Genomic DNA, 14,779 nt, shown 5'->3' on the forward strand with positions numbered 1-14,779 from the left:
GTGCCGCGCAGGGGCGACGAGGGGGATATGGTGCGCGGCGCCTACAGCGCGACCGGCGCGTTGCCGCGACGCGGCACGGCAACCAGCCCGCTGCGTTCGACCAGCGCGCCGAACAGCAGGCCGATGGTGGTCCACAGAATCGCCTGCATGCCGATCGCGGCGACGCGGAACTTCCACAGCACCACGGCCGGGAACGCGGCCGGCACCTCGTTGATGGTGGGCAGCGCGAACTGCACGGCGGCGATGATCGCGATATAGAGCAGCCCCGCCACGATCGAGGCATTCCACTGCCCCATGCGCGCGGCCAGCGAGCGCCGGAAGTTCAGCGAGAACACGCCGACCGCGATCGAGATCGCGATCATCAGGAAGAACAGCCCGGTGCGATAGCCGATGGTGTCCGGATCGCCCACCGAGGGCGGGTTCGCCGGGTACTTGAGGTTCGGCACGACCACCAGCGAGACGAAGGCGGCCGCCGCGAGACAGGCCGACAGCGTGCGCGGCTGGCGGCTGCCGATGCGGCCGTGCACGAAGGCGAAGGTCAGCGCGAACAGGCCGCCGAGCGCGGCGCCATAGACGATCACGCCGGTGCCGAGGCCGAGCCCGGCCTGCGTCGGCCGGCTGACGAGCTCGGGCTCGGGCGCCTCGCCCTTGGCCGCATCGATCTTCTCCTCGAAGGCGATGGCTCGATCGACCTGTGGCTCGCCGGCGAAACGGGCGAAGCCGAACACGAGGATCCCCGCGGCGATGCCGGCCAGCATCCCGCGTACCAACAGTTTTCCGACCATGGAGCCCCCGTCAGTGGCAGGGGAAGCCGAGCAGGTGGCGCGCGTCGTGCACGAACTCATGCACGTACATGCCGGGCACGATCGAGGTCGCGCCTTCCTCGGCGCCGACGAAGTACAGCGCCAGCAGCATCAGCAGGCCGCCGAACACGATCCACGGCATCAGCTCGCGGACGGGGATGGGCGCCGGCATGGCAACCGGCTTGAGGGTGGCTTCGGACATATTCGACTCTCCAGGGGATGACGCGCCCCGCTCGACAATGACTGTCAACGGAATGAAAGGATGCTCCATGTGCAGGTCTGGCTTCCGGGAAGGCCGGCTCCCCGGTTACAGTGGCGCGACCGCGCCGGCTTCGCACCGGCTTCCGCACATCGCAACGGCTGGATTCTACGCAAGATGGGCGGCGAACGGAAATCGCGCGCCGCCATGCCGGAGCGCCTCGCCGAACACAATGAAACGATGACGCTCACCGTCCGACTGATCTCTCACGCCGCGAATGCCGAACTGCGCGCCGGCAGCTTCCCCGACGACGCGCCGCTCGACGCACGCGGCCTGGCTGAAGCGGCACGCGCCGCCTCGCATTGGCGCTGGCCGCGCGAAGCCCGCGCGCTCAGTTCGCCGGCGCTGCGCGCGCGGCAGACCGCCGAGGCGCTCGGCCTGGATGCCGAGCCCGAACCCGCCCTCGCAGACCTCGATGCGGGCCGCTGGCGCGGCAGAAAATTGATGGCGATAGCGAACGACGCGCCGGAACAGCTTGAAGCCTGGATCACCGATCCGGCCGCCGCGCCGCCCGGCGGCGAATCGCATCTCGAGGTGCTGCGCCGCGTCAGCGCCTGGCTCGATGCGCTGCCGGCGAGCGGCAGTTTCGTCGCCGTCACGCACGCGGCCGTGCTGCGCGCCGCGCTCGCGCATGCGCTCGGCATCTCGCCCGAAGCGATGCTGCGTATCGATATCGCGCCGCTCGGCGGGATCGAATTGAAGCGCTCGCCGCGCGGCTGGATCGTGCGTCTCGACGACAAGCTGCCTTCGATCGCAGCGCAACACGATTGACGCCGCGCGCGCCGCTACCAGAACACAATGCGCGTCAGCGCCATGGTCAACGCAAGGGCAGCTTCACCGAGGATTTCAGCTCGCGCATCGACACGGTGCTGAGCATTTCCTTCACGCCGGGCAGCGTGCGCAGGCGGTCGAGCACGAATTCGGAATAGGTATCGAAATCCTCGGCGAGGATCTGCAGCAGGTAGTCGTGCGCGCCGGTGGTGTTGTGGCAGGCGATCACCTCGGGCATCGCCATCACGCCGGCCTCGAAGGCGCGGCAGACCTTCTGCGTGTGGTTGTCGAGCGAGATATTGACGAAGGCCACCACGCCGAAGCCGAGCATGCGGCGGTCCAGCATGGCCTGGTAGCCGCGGATCATGCCGCTCGATTCCAAGCGCTTCAGGCGCTTCCAGCAAGGCGAGGGCGACAGCGAAACCTGCTCCGCGATTTCGGCATTACTGAGTCGCCCGTTCTCCTGAACAATCTGAAGTATTTTCATGTCGGTCGCATCAATCTCGACGCTGCGACTGCCTTTATTCATCGATTGGCCTTTCGGGAAAGATCGTTCCAAATTATAGGATTTGCGGGAACGAAAAGGAACGAATATTCTGGCCGGGCAACTCTACACTGAGCGCAACTCCGCCGTCGCCCGACGCGGTTTGCGCGGTGACGCACGCGTTCGGGCGACGGCGTTCTCTCATTCAAAAGACGAGGGCTCTCACCATGACGTATTCGAACTATCACAAGAAGGATCTCAACGGACGCCCCCTGCATCCCGAGACCCAGATGATGTCGTATGGCTACGATCCCTTCCTCTCCGAGGGTGCCGTCAAGCCGCCGGTGTTCCTGACCTCCACCTTCGCCTTCAAGTCCGCCGAGGACGGCGCCGAATTCTTCGACATCGTCTCGGGCCGCAAGCCGCTGCCCGAAGGCGAGGCGGCCGGCCTCGTCTACAGCCGCTTCAACCACCCGAACCTCGAGATCGTCGAGGATCGCCTGGCCCTGCTCGACGGCTCGGAAGCCGCGGCCGTCACCTCCAGCGGCATGTCGGCGATCTCCACCGTGTTCCTCGCCTTCCTGCGCCCGGGCGACCAGATCGTGCAATCGGTGCCGCTCTATGGCGGCACGGAAACGCTGATCTCGAAGATCTTCCCCGAATGGGGCATCGGCACCGAGGCGATCGAGAACGGCCTGTCCCCGCAGTCGATCCGCGACGCGCTCGAGACCGCCGCCAAGAAGGGCTCGGTGCGCCTGGTCTACATCGAGACGCCGGCCAACCCGACCAACTCGATCATCGACCTCGACGGCATGGTGGCGGAGATCGACGCCTTCGAGCAGCGTCACGGCTATCGCCCGATCTCGGTCTGCGACAACACCCTGCTCGGCCCGATCTTCCAGAAGCCGGCCGCGCATCGCGTCGATCTCTCGGTCTACTCGCTGACCAAGTACGTGGGCGGCCACAGCGACCTGGTGGCCGGCGGCGTGACGGGCAGCAAGGCGATGATCACCAAGGTGCGCTCGATTCGCGGCGCGTTCGGCTCGCAGCTCGATCCGCATTCCTCGTGGATGCTGCTGCGCTCGATGGAAACCGTGGTGCTGCGCATGACCCAGGCCACCCAGACGGCCAGCCGCGTGGCGCGCTGGCTGGTGGACAATCCGCACCAGAAGGTCGAGGTGTTCCACCCGGAAACCATCCTCGACGACGCCTACCAGGCGGTCTACAAGCGCCATTGCACGGGCGCCGGCTCGACCTTCGCCTTCGTGCTGAACGGCGGCCGCGCGCAGGCCTTCCGCTTCATCAACGCGCTGCGCCTGTTCAAGTCGGCGGTCAGCCTGGGCGGCTCGGAATCGCTGGTCTGCCATCCCGCCTCGACCACCCATTCGGGCGTGTCGGCCGCGGCACGCGAGAAGGCCGGCGTCAGCGAAGGCCTGATCCGCATCTCGATCGGCCTCGAACACGGCGACGACCTGATCGCCGATCTCGAGAACGCCTTCATCGCCTGCGCGAAGGCCTGAGCGCACGAAGTCATTTCACGCGGCGCGATAGCAGCGCCGCGCGAAACGAAAACGGCGCGACACGCTCACCGTGTCGCGCCGTGACGCGAACCGCATCGGGCGGGGTGAGCCGGAACCGGCCGCCCCGCCCTTTTCATTGCGGCATGCTCATTGCGCGGTCGCCGCGCGCGGGGTCCAGCCGGCCTGGTGGGCCGTGCCGTTGTCGGCGCTGCCTTCCTCGAGCGAGACGTTGCGCGTCTCGCGGCCGTTCACGAACCAGAGCAGCGCGGCCAGCGGGCCGGGCAAGGCCAGCAGCAGCAGCCCGATCAGCGCGGCCGAGGGCGTGCCGGTCGCCGCGTAGACGTTGGTCAGCATCAGCGGCGCCACCATCGCGCCGACCCGGCCCACCGCCACCGAGACACCGAGGCCGGTGGCGCGGATTCGCGTCGGCAGCACTTCCGAGGACACCACGTAGCCCGAGATGTAGGCCCAGGTCACGCCGAACTGGATCAGGCAGTAGCCGGCCACCATGCCCGGCAGCGTGTGCATCATGTAGATCAGCACGATCGCCGCCACCGTGAAGCTGTAGCTGACCAGCAGCGAAGTGCGCCGCCCCCAGGCCTCCACCAGCACCGAGGCGGTCAGCCCGCCGACCAGCGCGGCCGCGTTGCCGTAGACGTAGTAGAGCGGCATGTCGCCGGCCGGCACCTTCATGTACGGCAGGATCACCAGCGCCATCAGCGAGAGCACGCCATACACCACGGCGGCCTGCGAGAAGTTCAGCGCGCTGGCCAGGCCGCAGCGCAGCCGGTAGGCGCCGAACAGTTCGCGCACGTTGCGCCAGAAGGCCGGCTGCGAGGGCGTGAACAGCGCCGGCTCGTAGCGCTTGCGAGCCAGTTCGCGATTGGCCTCGCTCACGCCCGGGCGCTCGGCGCTGCCGGCGATCGCGGCGACGATCGCCTCGGCCTCGGCGATGCGGCCTTGCTGCAGCAGCCAGCGCGGCGATTCGGGAATCACGCGGCGGATCCAGAAGAACAGCAGCGCCATGGTGGTGCCGAGCCCGAAGCCCACGCGCCAGGCCACGTCGGCCGGCAGGTTGTTCAGCACGAAGTAGGAGATCGCGGCCGACAGCAGCGCGCCCACCGGGAAGCCCGACAGGATCAGCGAATCGGTCTTGCCGCGATGGCGGCGCGGGATGAACTCGCCCATCGTCGCGGTCACCGCCGAGTACTCGCCGCCCACCGCCAGCGCCGTCATGGCGCGGAAGAACAGGAAGGACTCGTAGTTCCAGGAGAAGATCGTCAGCACGCTGAAGCAGGCGTACCAGAGCAGGGTGGCGAGGAACAGGCGCTTGCGGCCGAAGCGGTCGGCCAGGTAGCCGAACGCGATCGCGCCCACCAGCATGCCGAACACCCAGATCGTCACGGCCAGCGAGCCTTGCGCCGAGCTCAGGTGCCACTGGCTCTTCAGCACGCCGAACACGCTGCCGATGATGTTGGTCTCGAACGAGTCGAGCGCCCAGCCGACGCCGAGCGCGGCGACCAGCAGCGTGTGGAACCAGGTCCACGGCATATTGTCCAGACGCGACAGCGCATCGGTCCGCACGGGTTGAGACGAGGTCATGAAGTTCTCCTGACGATCACGGCGAGGGCACGCTCAGTGCCACGTCCGGGAAATCGAATTGGGGAAAGCGCGCGGGCGCGCCGATGAAATTGCGGCCGCGCGCGCCCTCGAAGGCGCTTGCGACGATGTCCTGCCATTCGTCCTGCTCGATGCCGTAGGCGGCGGGTTCGCAGCGCACGCCGAGCGATTCCAGGAACTGCTCCAGCACGCGCGGGGCGGCCTCGAGGCTGCCGAACACCTCGGCCAGCGCGCGATCGCAATCGGCATCGGCGCCGATCGCCGAGCGCATCACCGCCGGCAGGCAGAACGAGCAGGCCATGCCGTGCGCCACGCCGTGATGCAGCGTGATCGCATACGAGATGTTGTGGGCCAGCGCGGTGCGCGTGTTCGAGAAGGCCAGGCCCGCGCGCAGCGCGCCGAGCGCCATCGCCGAGCGCGCTTCGAGGTCGCCGGGCGCGGCCATCACGCGCGGCAGCGCCTGCAGGATCTCGCGCGCGGCATCCACGGCCAGGCCGCGCGTGACCGGGTTCGCGTTGCGGTTCCAGATGCTCTCCAGCGCGTGCGACAGCGCATCGAGCCCGCTGGCCAGCGTCGGCGCGGGCGGCAGCCCGACCACCAGGCGCGGATCGACCAGCACCGTCTCGGGATAGAGATCGTCGCGCGCCAGCGAGAGCTTGCGGTCGTGCTCGGGGTCCCACACGGTCGCCCAGGAGGTCACCTCGCTGCCGGTGCCCGAGGTGGTCGGGATCGCGACGATCGGCAGGGCCTGCGCGGCGTGGCGCGTCCTGCCATCGGCGATCCAGGCCAGCACCGGCTCCAGCCGGCCGTGCTCGGCCGCCAGCACCTTGGCGGTATCCATCACCGAGCCGCCGCCGAGCGCCACCAGCACCTCGGGCATGGCCGGCAGCGCGGCCAGCGCCGCGCAGGCCTCGCGCAGCATCGTCACCGAGGGGTTGGCCTCGACCGAATCGATGCGCAGCAGCGCCGGGCCGGCGATCGCCTCGATGCGCGCGCAGGGCGCGAGAAAGGCCGTGTCGGGGTAGGTGACGATCGCGTAGGAGCGGCCCGCCAGCACCTCGCCGATGGCGTCCAGCGCATCGATGCCGAAGCGCACGCGCACCGGGTTGTGGAATTGCCAGTCGCTCACGCCGTTTCTCCGGCAGCCAGGCGTTCGCCGATCGAGTCGATCACGGCCGGCAGGTCGGCGATGCTGTCGATCACGTAGTGCGCGCCGGTGCGGGCGATGCGCTCGCGCGCCGGCGCCACGCGCGCATCGCGCGCGGCCGCGTCGAGCGCCTGCCACTCGGCCAGCGAGAGGCCCACCTCGTTGCCGCTGGCGACGATGCCCACCGTCCACATGCCCGCGGCCAGGCCCGATTCGAGGCCGGTGGGGCTGTCGTCGACCACCACGCAGCTGCGCACGTCGGGCGCGCCGAGCGCCAGCGCATTGGCCAGGCACATGTCGGGATAGGGACGGCCGCGCGCCACGTCGCTGACCGTGCAGCAGTGATCGGGCCGATAGCCATGGCGCTCGGCCAGCGGCCGCAGGTGCTGCATGACCTCGCGCGGATAACCGGTGGTACTGCCGATGCGGATGCCGCGCGCGCGCAGCGTGGCGATGGTGTCGAGCGCGCCGGGGATCAGGTCGCTATAGCGCTCGACGTTGCGTTCGTCGGCGATCAGGAAGTGCGCGTAGAGCGCGTCGATATCGGCATCGGTCGAGGCGGCGCCGCGCGCGGCGCGCCAGCGCGCCTGCACCTCAACGTCCTCGAGGATCAGCTCGATGTGCTCGCGCTTGGCGGCACCCATCGGCGCGCGCGCCTCGGCTTCGCTGATCGGCACGCCAGCCGCTTCGAACACCTCACGAAATGCATAAACGGGCGCGAGACAGCCGAAATCGAGCACCGTGCCGGCCCAGTCGAAGATCGCGGTGGTAACGGGGCCGCGGTAGGCGCGCTGGGCGCGGTGGGCGGCATCGAGGGGGGCGGATCGCTGCAGCATGGCTGGGCTCCGGGAAAAGTGGATCACGGACGCCAGCATAGTTTTGCAACATGACCGGTCTATGATCGAACTACCCGGTCAAATCGAATCGATCCATCGAAAAAATCGTTGAATCATCGTTCGACCCTTGAACACCCAGGCGGGACGGGGCTTGCGGGCCGATCGACCAATCTTCACAGGAAAAGCCGCTTTTTAAGGGCCGATTCGACAGGATCGATCGGCCCGCGCCCGTCCCTTGCCGGCTCATCTCATGCGCAACCGATGACCCTGACCCAGATTCGTGCCTTCCTCGCCGTGGTCCAGCACGGCGGCTTCACGGCGGCGGCCCGCGCGCTCGCCACCAGCCAGACCACCATCACCTCGCAAGTCCAGGCGCTCGAACAGGAACATGGCGTGCAGTTGTTCCATCGCCGCGGACGGCGTGTCGAGCTGTCGACGGTCGGCCTCGACTTCCTGCCGCTCGCGCGCCAGATCAACGGCCTGGAGAACGACGCGCGCTCGCTGCTGCACGACAGCGGGGAGCTCACGCGCGGCGTGCTGCGGATCGGCGCGGTCAGCCCGTTCCACGTGACCGAGATCATCGAGGCCTTCCATACCGCGCATCCGCGCATGCAGCTGGCCGTCACGCTCGGCAACTCGGAAAGCGTGCTCAACGACCTGGACGACTACGCCTGCGACGTCGGCGTGATCGCGCGCTCGTTCAGCGACGAGCGCTACGAGATGGCGCCTTATGCGAGCTACCCGGTGATCGCCTTCGTCGGCGCGGCGCATCCGTTCGCGGCACGCGAATCGATCACGCTGGCCGAACTGGCCACCGTGCCCTTGCTGATGCGCGAAGCCGGCTCGACCACGCGGCGCGCACTGGAGGACGCGCTCGGCGCGATCGGCGCCACGCCTCGCATCGCCATGGAGATCGGCAGCCGCGAGGCGTTGCGCGAGGCCGTCGCGCGCGGGCTCGGCGTGGGCACGGTCTCGCTGTCCGAATACGTGCCCGACGAGGCCCGGCTGCGGCCGGTGAGAATCGAGGGCGACCCGGTCAGCACGCATATCCATGTGTGCTGCCTGCGCGAGCGGCGCGAGAGCCGGCTGGTGGCGGCGTTCTTCGAGGCGATGAAACAATGCCGGCCCGGCTCCAGCGGCAAGCTGCCGATCGCGGCACATGCCGAATGAATCGCAACGGAAAACAGTTAAATCAATTACATCAAAAACAGAATTCAATCGATAAAATGTTTAGATAAACATAATAAAAATTCGGAATACTCCGAGTAGTTCACCGCTTGTCTCTCTGGCACGCTGTCGATAGATGTCCTCGCCTCTGGTTGACATCCGCGATCGATAAATCAGGCCGGAAAAATTCGATAAACAGCCAATCCGTGCGGCAATTCTTTCCTGAAGGGAATCCGCACGGCTGGGGGAGCCTTTGCTCCGGCCAAACCCATGCGGCATCCTCGTCATGCGAACCAATACTACGGATTCCTACTATTCATCCACACTCGCTCGCCTGACGACATGCAATAAGAATCCGGGCCATGCGCCCTCGACAAGCAGTTGATACAGAGACGGAGCAGACGATGAAACTACGAAACATGCTTGGCATCGGCGTCGCGGTGGTATTGGCCGGCTGCGGCGGCGACAACGGCGACGCGGGCGGCATCGGCGTGGCGCGTTCGGGCGCGGGAGCGGCCGATGCGAACAGCAGCAACAGCACGCAGACAAGCGGCAGCAACACGCCGGCCGACACGGTGGACACCGCCCAGTTGCTGCGCAGCGTCGATCCCATCATCGGCACGGCCAATCTCGACATCAAGGCGAACTGGAGCAGCGGCATTCGCGGGCACGGCCACACCTATCCCGGCGCGACCGTGCCGTTCGGCATGGTCCAGCTCGGCCCCGACACGACGGGCGGCCCGAGCGCCCTGCCCTGGGACTGGGACCGCACCTCGGGCTACCAATACGACGATCCCAACATCACCGGCTTCACGCATACGCACCTGTCGGGCGCCGGCATCGGCTCGGGCGGTGAGGTACGCTTCCTGCCGACGCTCGCGCCGGTCGACGCGGCCACGCTGGCCAGCATCAAGGGCAGCTCGGTCACCTACAACGCGCGCTTCAGCCACGCCGACGAAAGCGCCAGCCCCGGCTACTACCGCGTGCGCATGGCGCCCGAAGGCACCGGCAAGACACCCTGGAACGTGAAGGGCGCGGCCATCCTCGCCGAGCTGACGGCTACCGCCCATGCCGGCGTGCATCGCTACAGCTACTTCCCGAGCGCATCGACGCAGAAACGCGCCATGATCGTCAGCATCGCCAGCCCGATCGGCGGGACGCTCGCGAGCGGCAAGATCCAGGTGATCGACGAGCGCACCATCGCCGGCTGGCAGATCACCAACAACTGGGCCAACAACAAGCCGACCTATTTCATCGCGCGCTTTTCGCAGCCCTTCGACAAGCAGGTGAATTTCAGCGCCGACGGCAACACCGCCTACCTGAGCTTCGGCGCGGCCAATGCGGGCGACGCGCCGCTGACCGTGAACGTCGGCATCTCGCCGTCGAGCGTGGCCGACGCCACCGCCAACCTCGCCGCCGAAGTGGGCGCCAAGCCCTTCGACGAGGTGAAGGCCGGCGCCGAACAGACCTGGGCCGCCGCGCTCGGCCGAATCCGCATCAAGGGCGGCACCGACGACCAGCGCACCATGTTCTACACCTCGCTCTATCACGCGATGCTCGGGCCGACGCTGTACAACAATGCCGACGGCAGCTATGTCGGCATGGATTCGAGCAACAACGGCAGCAGCTCGCCGCCCACCACCAGCAAGCATGCGGCACCGGGCTTCGATTACTCCTCCTCGTTCTCGCTGTGGGATACGTTCCGCGCGCAATCGCCGTTGATGACCCTGGTGCAGCCGGAGCGCGTCGACGGCTGGGTCAAGTCGCTGCTCACGCAGTTCAAGCAGAACGGCAAGGGCGAGTTGCCGGTCTGGCCGCTCGCGCAGACCGAAACCTTCACGATGGCCGGCCACCCGGCGATTCCGCTGATCGCCGATGCCTACCTGAAGCACCTCACCAGCGCGAGCACCGACGACATCTGGACCGCGCTCACCACCACCCAGGGCGCCAGCGCCCATGGCTTCGACCAGTACCGCAGCAAGGGCTATGTCTACTCGGGCGACAACGCCTCGGTCTCCACCACCCAGGACTATGCCTTCGACGACTGGGCCACGGCCCGCGTCGGCCAGGCCGCCGGCAAGGGCGATTCGGCCTGGCAGCCCTACCTGGCGCGCAGCGGCAACTATCGCAACGTCTACAACCCGACGAAGTACAACGGCTGGATCTTCGCGGTGCCCAAGAGCGGCTCGGGCAACTGGTCGAGCAACTTCGACCCGGCCGCGGCCGAGAAGACCGATTACTCGGAAGCGAACTCGTGGATCGACACCTGGAACGTCTTCCACGACTTCCCCGGGCTGATCTCGGTGCTCGGCGGCAAGACCAGCTTCAGCGCGCAGCTCGACCAGGCCTTCAATCCGAAGAACCCGCTCGGCTACCTCAACGGCCAGGGCTTTCCGGACCTGACCGGCCGCATCGGCCAGTACGTCGCCGGCAACGAGCCGGCCAACCAGATGCCCTATCTCTACGACGTGGCCGGCACGCCGTCGAAGACGCAGGATCTCGTGCGCACGGTGATGGACGAGCTGTACTCGCTCACGCTCACCGCGCGCGATCGCGGCGAACTGAGCAGCAGCAGCCTGAAGACCGCGCAGGACGATCCGCGCCGCGTGCGCGCCTCGGGCATCCCCGGCAACGACGACTTCGGCCAGCTCTCGGCCTGGTACGTGCTGTCGGCGATGGGAATCTATTCGCTCAACCCGGTGGGCGGCGTCTATTACTTCGGCACGCCTCTGTTCGAGGAAGCCAGCATCGACATCCCGAGCGCGAGCGGCGGCGCGAACGGCAGCGCGCTAAGCTTCCAGGGATCGCGCAAGTTCAGCATCACGGCGCACACGGCGAGCGGCGCGCCGCCGTCCTCGACCAATCGCTACGTGCAGTCGGTCACGCTGAACGGCACGCCGCTGCATCGGCCCTACATCACGCATGAGGAGATGGCGGCCGGCGGCAAGCTCGACTTCGTGATGGGCTCGACGCCGAACGATGCCTGGATCGCGCAATGGGATGGCCGCGATCCGAACACGGCATTCGCGCCGCCGCCGGCCTCGCGGCACTGAGTCGGTGAAACGCATAGGCGGGCCCGGGACAACCGGGCCCGCCTGTTTTTTATCGCCTCAGCACTTGCCGAACGTGGCCACGGCCGGCGCGACGTCGAGCGCCGCGTCGTTGAAGATCACCGGCACGCCGCCCAGGCTCAGCCTCGACCTGGCACGGTCGAGCTTCCAGCCGTCGACGCGCAGCGCCGCCGACGATATCGGCTTTCCCTTCGCATGCGGGACGTCGATCACGACGCGCCGCCTCGCGCCCGGCAGCAGGTTCAGGTAGTTGTCGCTGTAGAAGGCCGGCAGGATGCGCTCGCCGCTGGCGCGGTCGAACAGTTGCAGATGCGTCATCAGCGCGACGCTGCCGCCGATGTTCGCCACCTCGACCGTGATGCGCGTGCTCGTTTCGTCCGGCTCGTCGGACGAGGCCTGGATCGAGACCGCAGCCGGCGTGATCGTGTCGAGCGTCACGTAGCTGCTGTCCGCGCCGCTCTTCTCGTACCAGTAGAGATTCTCGGCAAGCGTCGTGCCGCCGGCATCGCGCAGGATCAGCGCGACCAGGCACACGGACGAGGCAGCGCCCGCGATCAGGGTACGCAGGTTCGCCACCACCTGATACGAAGTCGGCGCCACGCCCGCGATGCTCGGCGTGGCGACGCCGACCAGCGAGCTGTCGAGGTTGTAGACGCGCGCCTCGAGGCTGCCGGCCACCGGCTTCGCCGTGTGGTTGGCGATCGTCAGGTCGAAGCTATTCGCGTCGAGGATCGCGTTCACGCGGCGGCAGCCGTGCTGGACCGCGAAGAAGGACGAATGCTGCTCGAGATCGTGGCTGTACATCTGCCAGACGAAGCTGGGCTGGGCCGGATTCGTCATCCACATGATCACGCCGGTGGCGGGCGAGGTGATCGCGCCCGCCACCGGGCCGATCATCACGGCCGCATTCGCCTCGTAGATCGAGCGAATGCATTCGTAGTTCATCATCTGCGCCTTGCGCACGAAGTCGGCGAGATTGCGGATCTCGCCGTAGCGGAATGCGGTCGCCGCGATATAGCCCGCGCCGCCCTGCTTGTAGCCGACCTGCGGGTAGGTGGCGCCGTTGCCGTTCATGTCGCGATCGGCCCAGTAATCGTCGGGGCATTCCCACGATGAAGGCGGCAGCATCGACTTCACGAACTCGAGCGTCGGGATCGAATGCGAGCCCACCTCGTTGTGGAAGGCCGTGGCGGTCCTGCCGTAGCTGCGCGTGAAGGCCGATTTGGGCGTGGTCCAGTTGTAGGGCCCGCCCGAGGAATAGCCGTTGACGGCGCCCGCGCCGGTATCGCCCGCCGAGCTCGTCAGGCACAGCCGCTTCGGGTCGAGCTCCTTCACCAGCGCATCGAGCCCGCTGACCAGCGCGGTGGGCGGCGAACCCTCGTTGCCGCCGCACCAGAGCAGGATCGACGGATGGTTGCGGAAATGCACGATCACGTCGCGGATATTGTCGAGATCGCGCGGCAGGTTGGCCGGGCCCGCGCCGTTCGCCTCGGTCGAATAGAAGAAGTCCTGCCAGACGAGGATGCCGTAGGCGTCGCAGGCATCGAAGAAATCGCGGCTCGTGCTCTGGCCGTTCCAGTTGCGGATCAGGTTCAGGTTGGCGTCGCGATGCAGGCGCACCTGATTGAACAGACGCTCGCGCGGAATCCGCTTGAGCGCCTCGTCGAGGCCCCAGTTGCCGCCCATCACCAGGATCGGCAGCTTGTTGACGCTGATGCTCAACTGCTTGCCCTGGCCGATGTCGCGCGAGTAGTCGATGCGGCGCAAGCCGATGTTCACGCTGCGCGTGTCCGATACCTGGCCCAGCAGCTCGATCGACGCCGAGACGGCGTACAGGTTCGGCTCGCCATAACCGTTCGGCCACCAGAGCTTCGGGTTCGACAAGGCCAGCTCGGGAACCTCGGCGGGCGTGAGCGTGATCGTGCTCGGCTGGTCCGCGGCGGGGATCGAGATGGCGCGGCGGAACGCGATGTGTTCGCCGATGCGCCCCGTCACCGTGGCCGCGACCGTGGCGCCCGAGCGATTGTCGAGCGAGAGGTCGAGTTGCAGTTGCGCGCTGCCCAGGTCGTCGGAGAGCGTGCTGTCCACGCGCAGGTCCGCGATGCGGATCGCGCCGGTGCTGAACCAGGACACCGGCTGCCAGATGCCGAGGTTGCGATCGGGAATCGTCGGCAGCCAGTCCCAGCCGGCCGAGCAAAAGAAGCTCGGGCCGTTCTTCAGCGTGATGCCGGTCGGCCCGCCGTTGCGGCCGCCGCGCGTCACGCCGCTGCCATAGCTCGGCTCGAGCGGGCCTTCCGAGAAGTCGAGCTTGATCGCGCGCACCGCCAGCCATGCCTCGCCGCCGGCCGGCGCGACCAGGCGCGTGACGTCGAAATAGCCGTGCTTGAAAGCACCCGCCAGCGTGCCGACCTGGCTGCCGTTGAGCCAGATCTCGGCGCGGTAGTTGACGCCATCCAGGCGCAGCCACAAGTGCTGCCCCGCGCGCAGCGGCGGTGTCGCGAAGCGCGTGCGATACCAGTAATCGGTGTCCTTCAGCGTGTCGGGAATCGTGTCGGTCACGATCCGGCCGTGGAACGGATCGGGATACTTGCCGTTGGCGAGCATGCTGTCGAGCGCGGTGCCGGGCACCGTTGCCACGGACATGCCGGCCGGCCCTTGCGGGCTCGAGAGCTGCGCGCCGCCGAGCGCGGGCTGCTCGGATGCGGCGACGAAGGTCCATTGACCGCTGATCTCGCGCGAGGCGGCGAGATTGTCGAGCGGCGTGGCGGGTGGTGTGCCGGGCAGCGTGTCGGGGACGCCGCGATGATCGTCGGCGACGGGAGCGACGGGGTCGGTGCCGTCACCATTGCAGCCGGGCAGGCAGGCGCTCGCCACCAGGGCCGAGCTGTAACCGAGGAATTTTCGACGCGGTGCCGATGGCATGTCGTTCTCCAGTCTGGGGTTGGAACTCACGAATTGCTGGCGCAAGACGGCCCGCTTCCCTCGCTGAATCGCGATTGACGAGTTGTTTAGGTGTTTTGATGAAACAGCATGGTAAACGCGGCCAGGATCAGTATTGTTTTGCGAAGCAGTCGCGCACACCTGCGTTAACCCTTGGCGCA

The 14,779-nt window shown here is 67.4% G+C and carries 11 protein-coding genes and 1 riboswitch; of the genes, 4 read left to right on the top strand and 7 right to left on the bottom strand.

The window, feature by feature from the left end; genetic code table 11:
• Positions 1 to 41 precede the first annotated feature (41 nt).
• Entirely contained in the window at positions 42 to 785 is a 744-nt protein-coding gene (locus F3J18_RS08625; protein WP_166912541.1) for a CbtA family protein, read from the bottom strand.
• 10 nt (positions 786 to 795) lie between these two features.
• A complete protein-coding gene (locus tag F3J18_RS08630) occupies positions 796 to 1,005 on the bottom strand; it encodes a CbtB domain-containing protein (RefSeq protein ID WP_025097409.1) in 210 nt (69 codons plus the stop codon).
• 75 nt (positions 1,006 to 1,080) lie between these two features.
• A riboswitch (cobalamin riboswitch) is annotated at positions 1,081 to 1,149 on the bottom strand.
• A gap of 93 nt (positions 1,150 to 1,242) precedes the next feature.
• On the opposite strand from F3J18_RS08630, the gene F3J18_RS08635 reads away from it, so the two are divergent.
• The gene (locus tag F3J18_RS08635; protein ID WP_166912543.1) at positions 1,243 to 1,833 is read left to right on the top strand and encodes a histidine phosphatase family protein; all 591 of its coding nucleotides are present in this window, start codon (positions 1,243 to 1,245) and stop codon (positions 1,831 to 1,833) included.
• Positions 1,834 to 1,879: 46 nt separating this feature from the next.
• On the opposite strand, the gene F3J18_RS08640 is transcribed toward F3J18_RS08635, so the two are convergent.
• Entirely contained in the window at positions 1,880 to 2,362 is a 483-nt protein-coding gene (locus F3J18_RS08640) for an Lrp/AsnC family transcriptional regulator (protein ID WP_013691463.1), read from the bottom strand.
• 182 nt (positions 2,363 to 2,544) lie between these two features.
• Here F3J18_RS08640 and F3J18_RS08645 point away from each other — a divergent pair, with 182 nt between their 5' ends.
• A complete protein-coding gene (locus tag F3J18_RS08645; protein WP_166912545.1) occupies positions 2,545 to 3,837 on the top strand; it encodes a cystathionine gamma-synthase family protein in 1,293 nt (430 codons plus the stop codon).
• 147 nt (positions 3,838 to 3,984) lie between these two features.
• On the opposite strand, the gene F3J18_RS08650 is transcribed toward F3J18_RS08645, so the two are convergent.
• The 3 genes from F3J18_RS08650 to phnX are packed head-to-tail and all read right to left on the bottom strand — an operon-like array spanning position 3,985 to position 7,440.
• Complete coding sequence (locus F3J18_RS08650; protein ID WP_025097411.1) at positions 3,985 to 5,439, bottom strand: MFS transporter; 1,455 nt, start codon at positions 5,437 to 5,439, stop codon at positions 3,985 to 3,987.
• A gap of 16 nt (positions 5,440 to 5,455) precedes the next feature.
• Complete coding sequence (gene psrA, locus F3J18_RS08655; RefSeq protein ID WP_166912547.1) at positions 5,456 to 6,586, bottom strand: iron-containing alcohol dehydrogenase PsrA; 1,131 nt, start codon at positions 6,584 to 6,586, stop codon at positions 5,456 to 5,458.
• Entirely contained in the window at positions 6,583 to 7,440 is an 858-nt protein-coding gene (gene phnX / locus F3J18_RS08660) for a phosphonoacetaldehyde hydrolase (protein WP_166912549.1), read from the bottom strand. Before phnX ends, psrA begins: the two co-directional genes overlap by 4 nt.
• A 261-nt stretch (positions 7,441 to 7,701) precedes the next feature.
• Here phnX and F3J18_RS08665 point away from each other — a divergent pair, with 261 nt between their 5' ends.
• Together F3J18_RS08665 and F3J18_RS08670 are read left to right on the top strand one after the other, a co-directional pair.
• Positions 7,702 to 8,610, top strand: coding sequence for a LysR substrate-binding domain-containing protein (locus F3J18_RS08665; protein ID WP_166912551.1), 909 nt, complete (start codon positions 7,702 to 7,704; stop codon positions 8,608 to 8,610).
• A 401-nt stretch (positions 8,611 to 9,011) separates the two neighbouring features.
• A complete protein-coding gene (locus F3J18_RS08670; RefSeq protein WP_166912553.1) occupies positions 9,012 to 11,660 on the top strand; it encodes a GH92 family glycosyl hydrolase in 2,649 nt (882 codons plus the stop codon).
• Between the two features lie 57 nt (positions 11,661 to 11,717).
• On the opposite strand, the gene F3J18_RS08675 is transcribed toward F3J18_RS08670, so the two are convergent.
• Positions 11,718 to 14,600: a glycoside hydrolase family 2 TIM barrel-domain containing protein gene (locus F3J18_RS08675; RefSeq protein ID WP_166912555.1), complete on the bottom strand. Its 2,883-nt coding sequence runs from the start codon at positions 14,598 to 14,600 to the stop codon at positions 11,718 to 11,720.
• Positions 14,601 to 14,779 lie beyond the last annotated feature (179 nt).

The organism is Burkholderia sp. Ax-1720 (assembly GCF_011753035.1).
Taxonomy (GTDB): domain Bacteria; phylum Pseudomonadota; class Gammaproteobacteria; order Burkholderiales; family Burkholderiaceae; genus Burkholderia; species Burkholderia gladioli.

Excerpts from the sequence above, each read along its gene's own strand:
- F3J18_RS08645 (WP_166912545.1), top strand. The coding sequence starts at position 2,545 with ATGACGTATTCGAACTATCACAAGAAGGATCTCAACGGACGCCCCCTG.
- F3J18_RS08635 (WP_166912543.1), top strand. The coding sequence starts at position 1,243 with ATGACGCTCACCGTCCGACTGATCTCTCACGCCGCGAATGCCGAACTG.
- F3J18_RS08625 (WP_166912541.1), bottom strand. The coding sequence starts at position 785 with ATGGTCGGAAAACTGTTGGTACGCGGGATGCTGGCCGGCATCGCCGCG.
- phnX (WP_166912549.1), bottom strand. The coding sequence starts at position 7,440 with ATGCTGCAGCGATCCGCCCCCCTCGATGCCGCCCACCGCGCCCAGCGC.
- F3J18_RS08670 (WP_166912553.1), top strand. The coding sequence starts at position 9,012 with ATGAAACTACGAAACATGCTTGGCATCGGCGTCGCGGTGGTATTGGCC.
- F3J18_RS08665 (WP_166912551.1), top strand. The coding sequence starts at position 7,702 with ATGACCCTGACCCAGATTCGTGCCTTCCTCGCCGTGGTCCAGCACGGC.
- F3J18_RS08640 (WP_013691463.1), bottom strand. The coding sequence starts at position 2,362 with ATGAATAAAGGCAGTCGCAGCGTCGAGATTGATGCGACCGACATGAAA.
- F3J18_RS08630 (WP_025097409.1), bottom strand. The coding sequence starts at position 1,005 with ATGTCCGAAGCCACCCTCAAGCCGGTTGCCATGCCGGCGCCCATCCCC.
- F3J18_RS08675 (WP_166912555.1), bottom strand. The coding sequence starts at position 14,600 with ATGCCATCGGCACCGCGTCGAAAATTCCTCGGTTACAGCTCGGCCCTG.
- F3J18_RS08650 (WP_025097411.1), bottom strand. The coding sequence starts at position 5,439 with ATGACCTCGTCTCAACCCGTGCGGACCGATGCGCTGTCGCGTCTGGAC.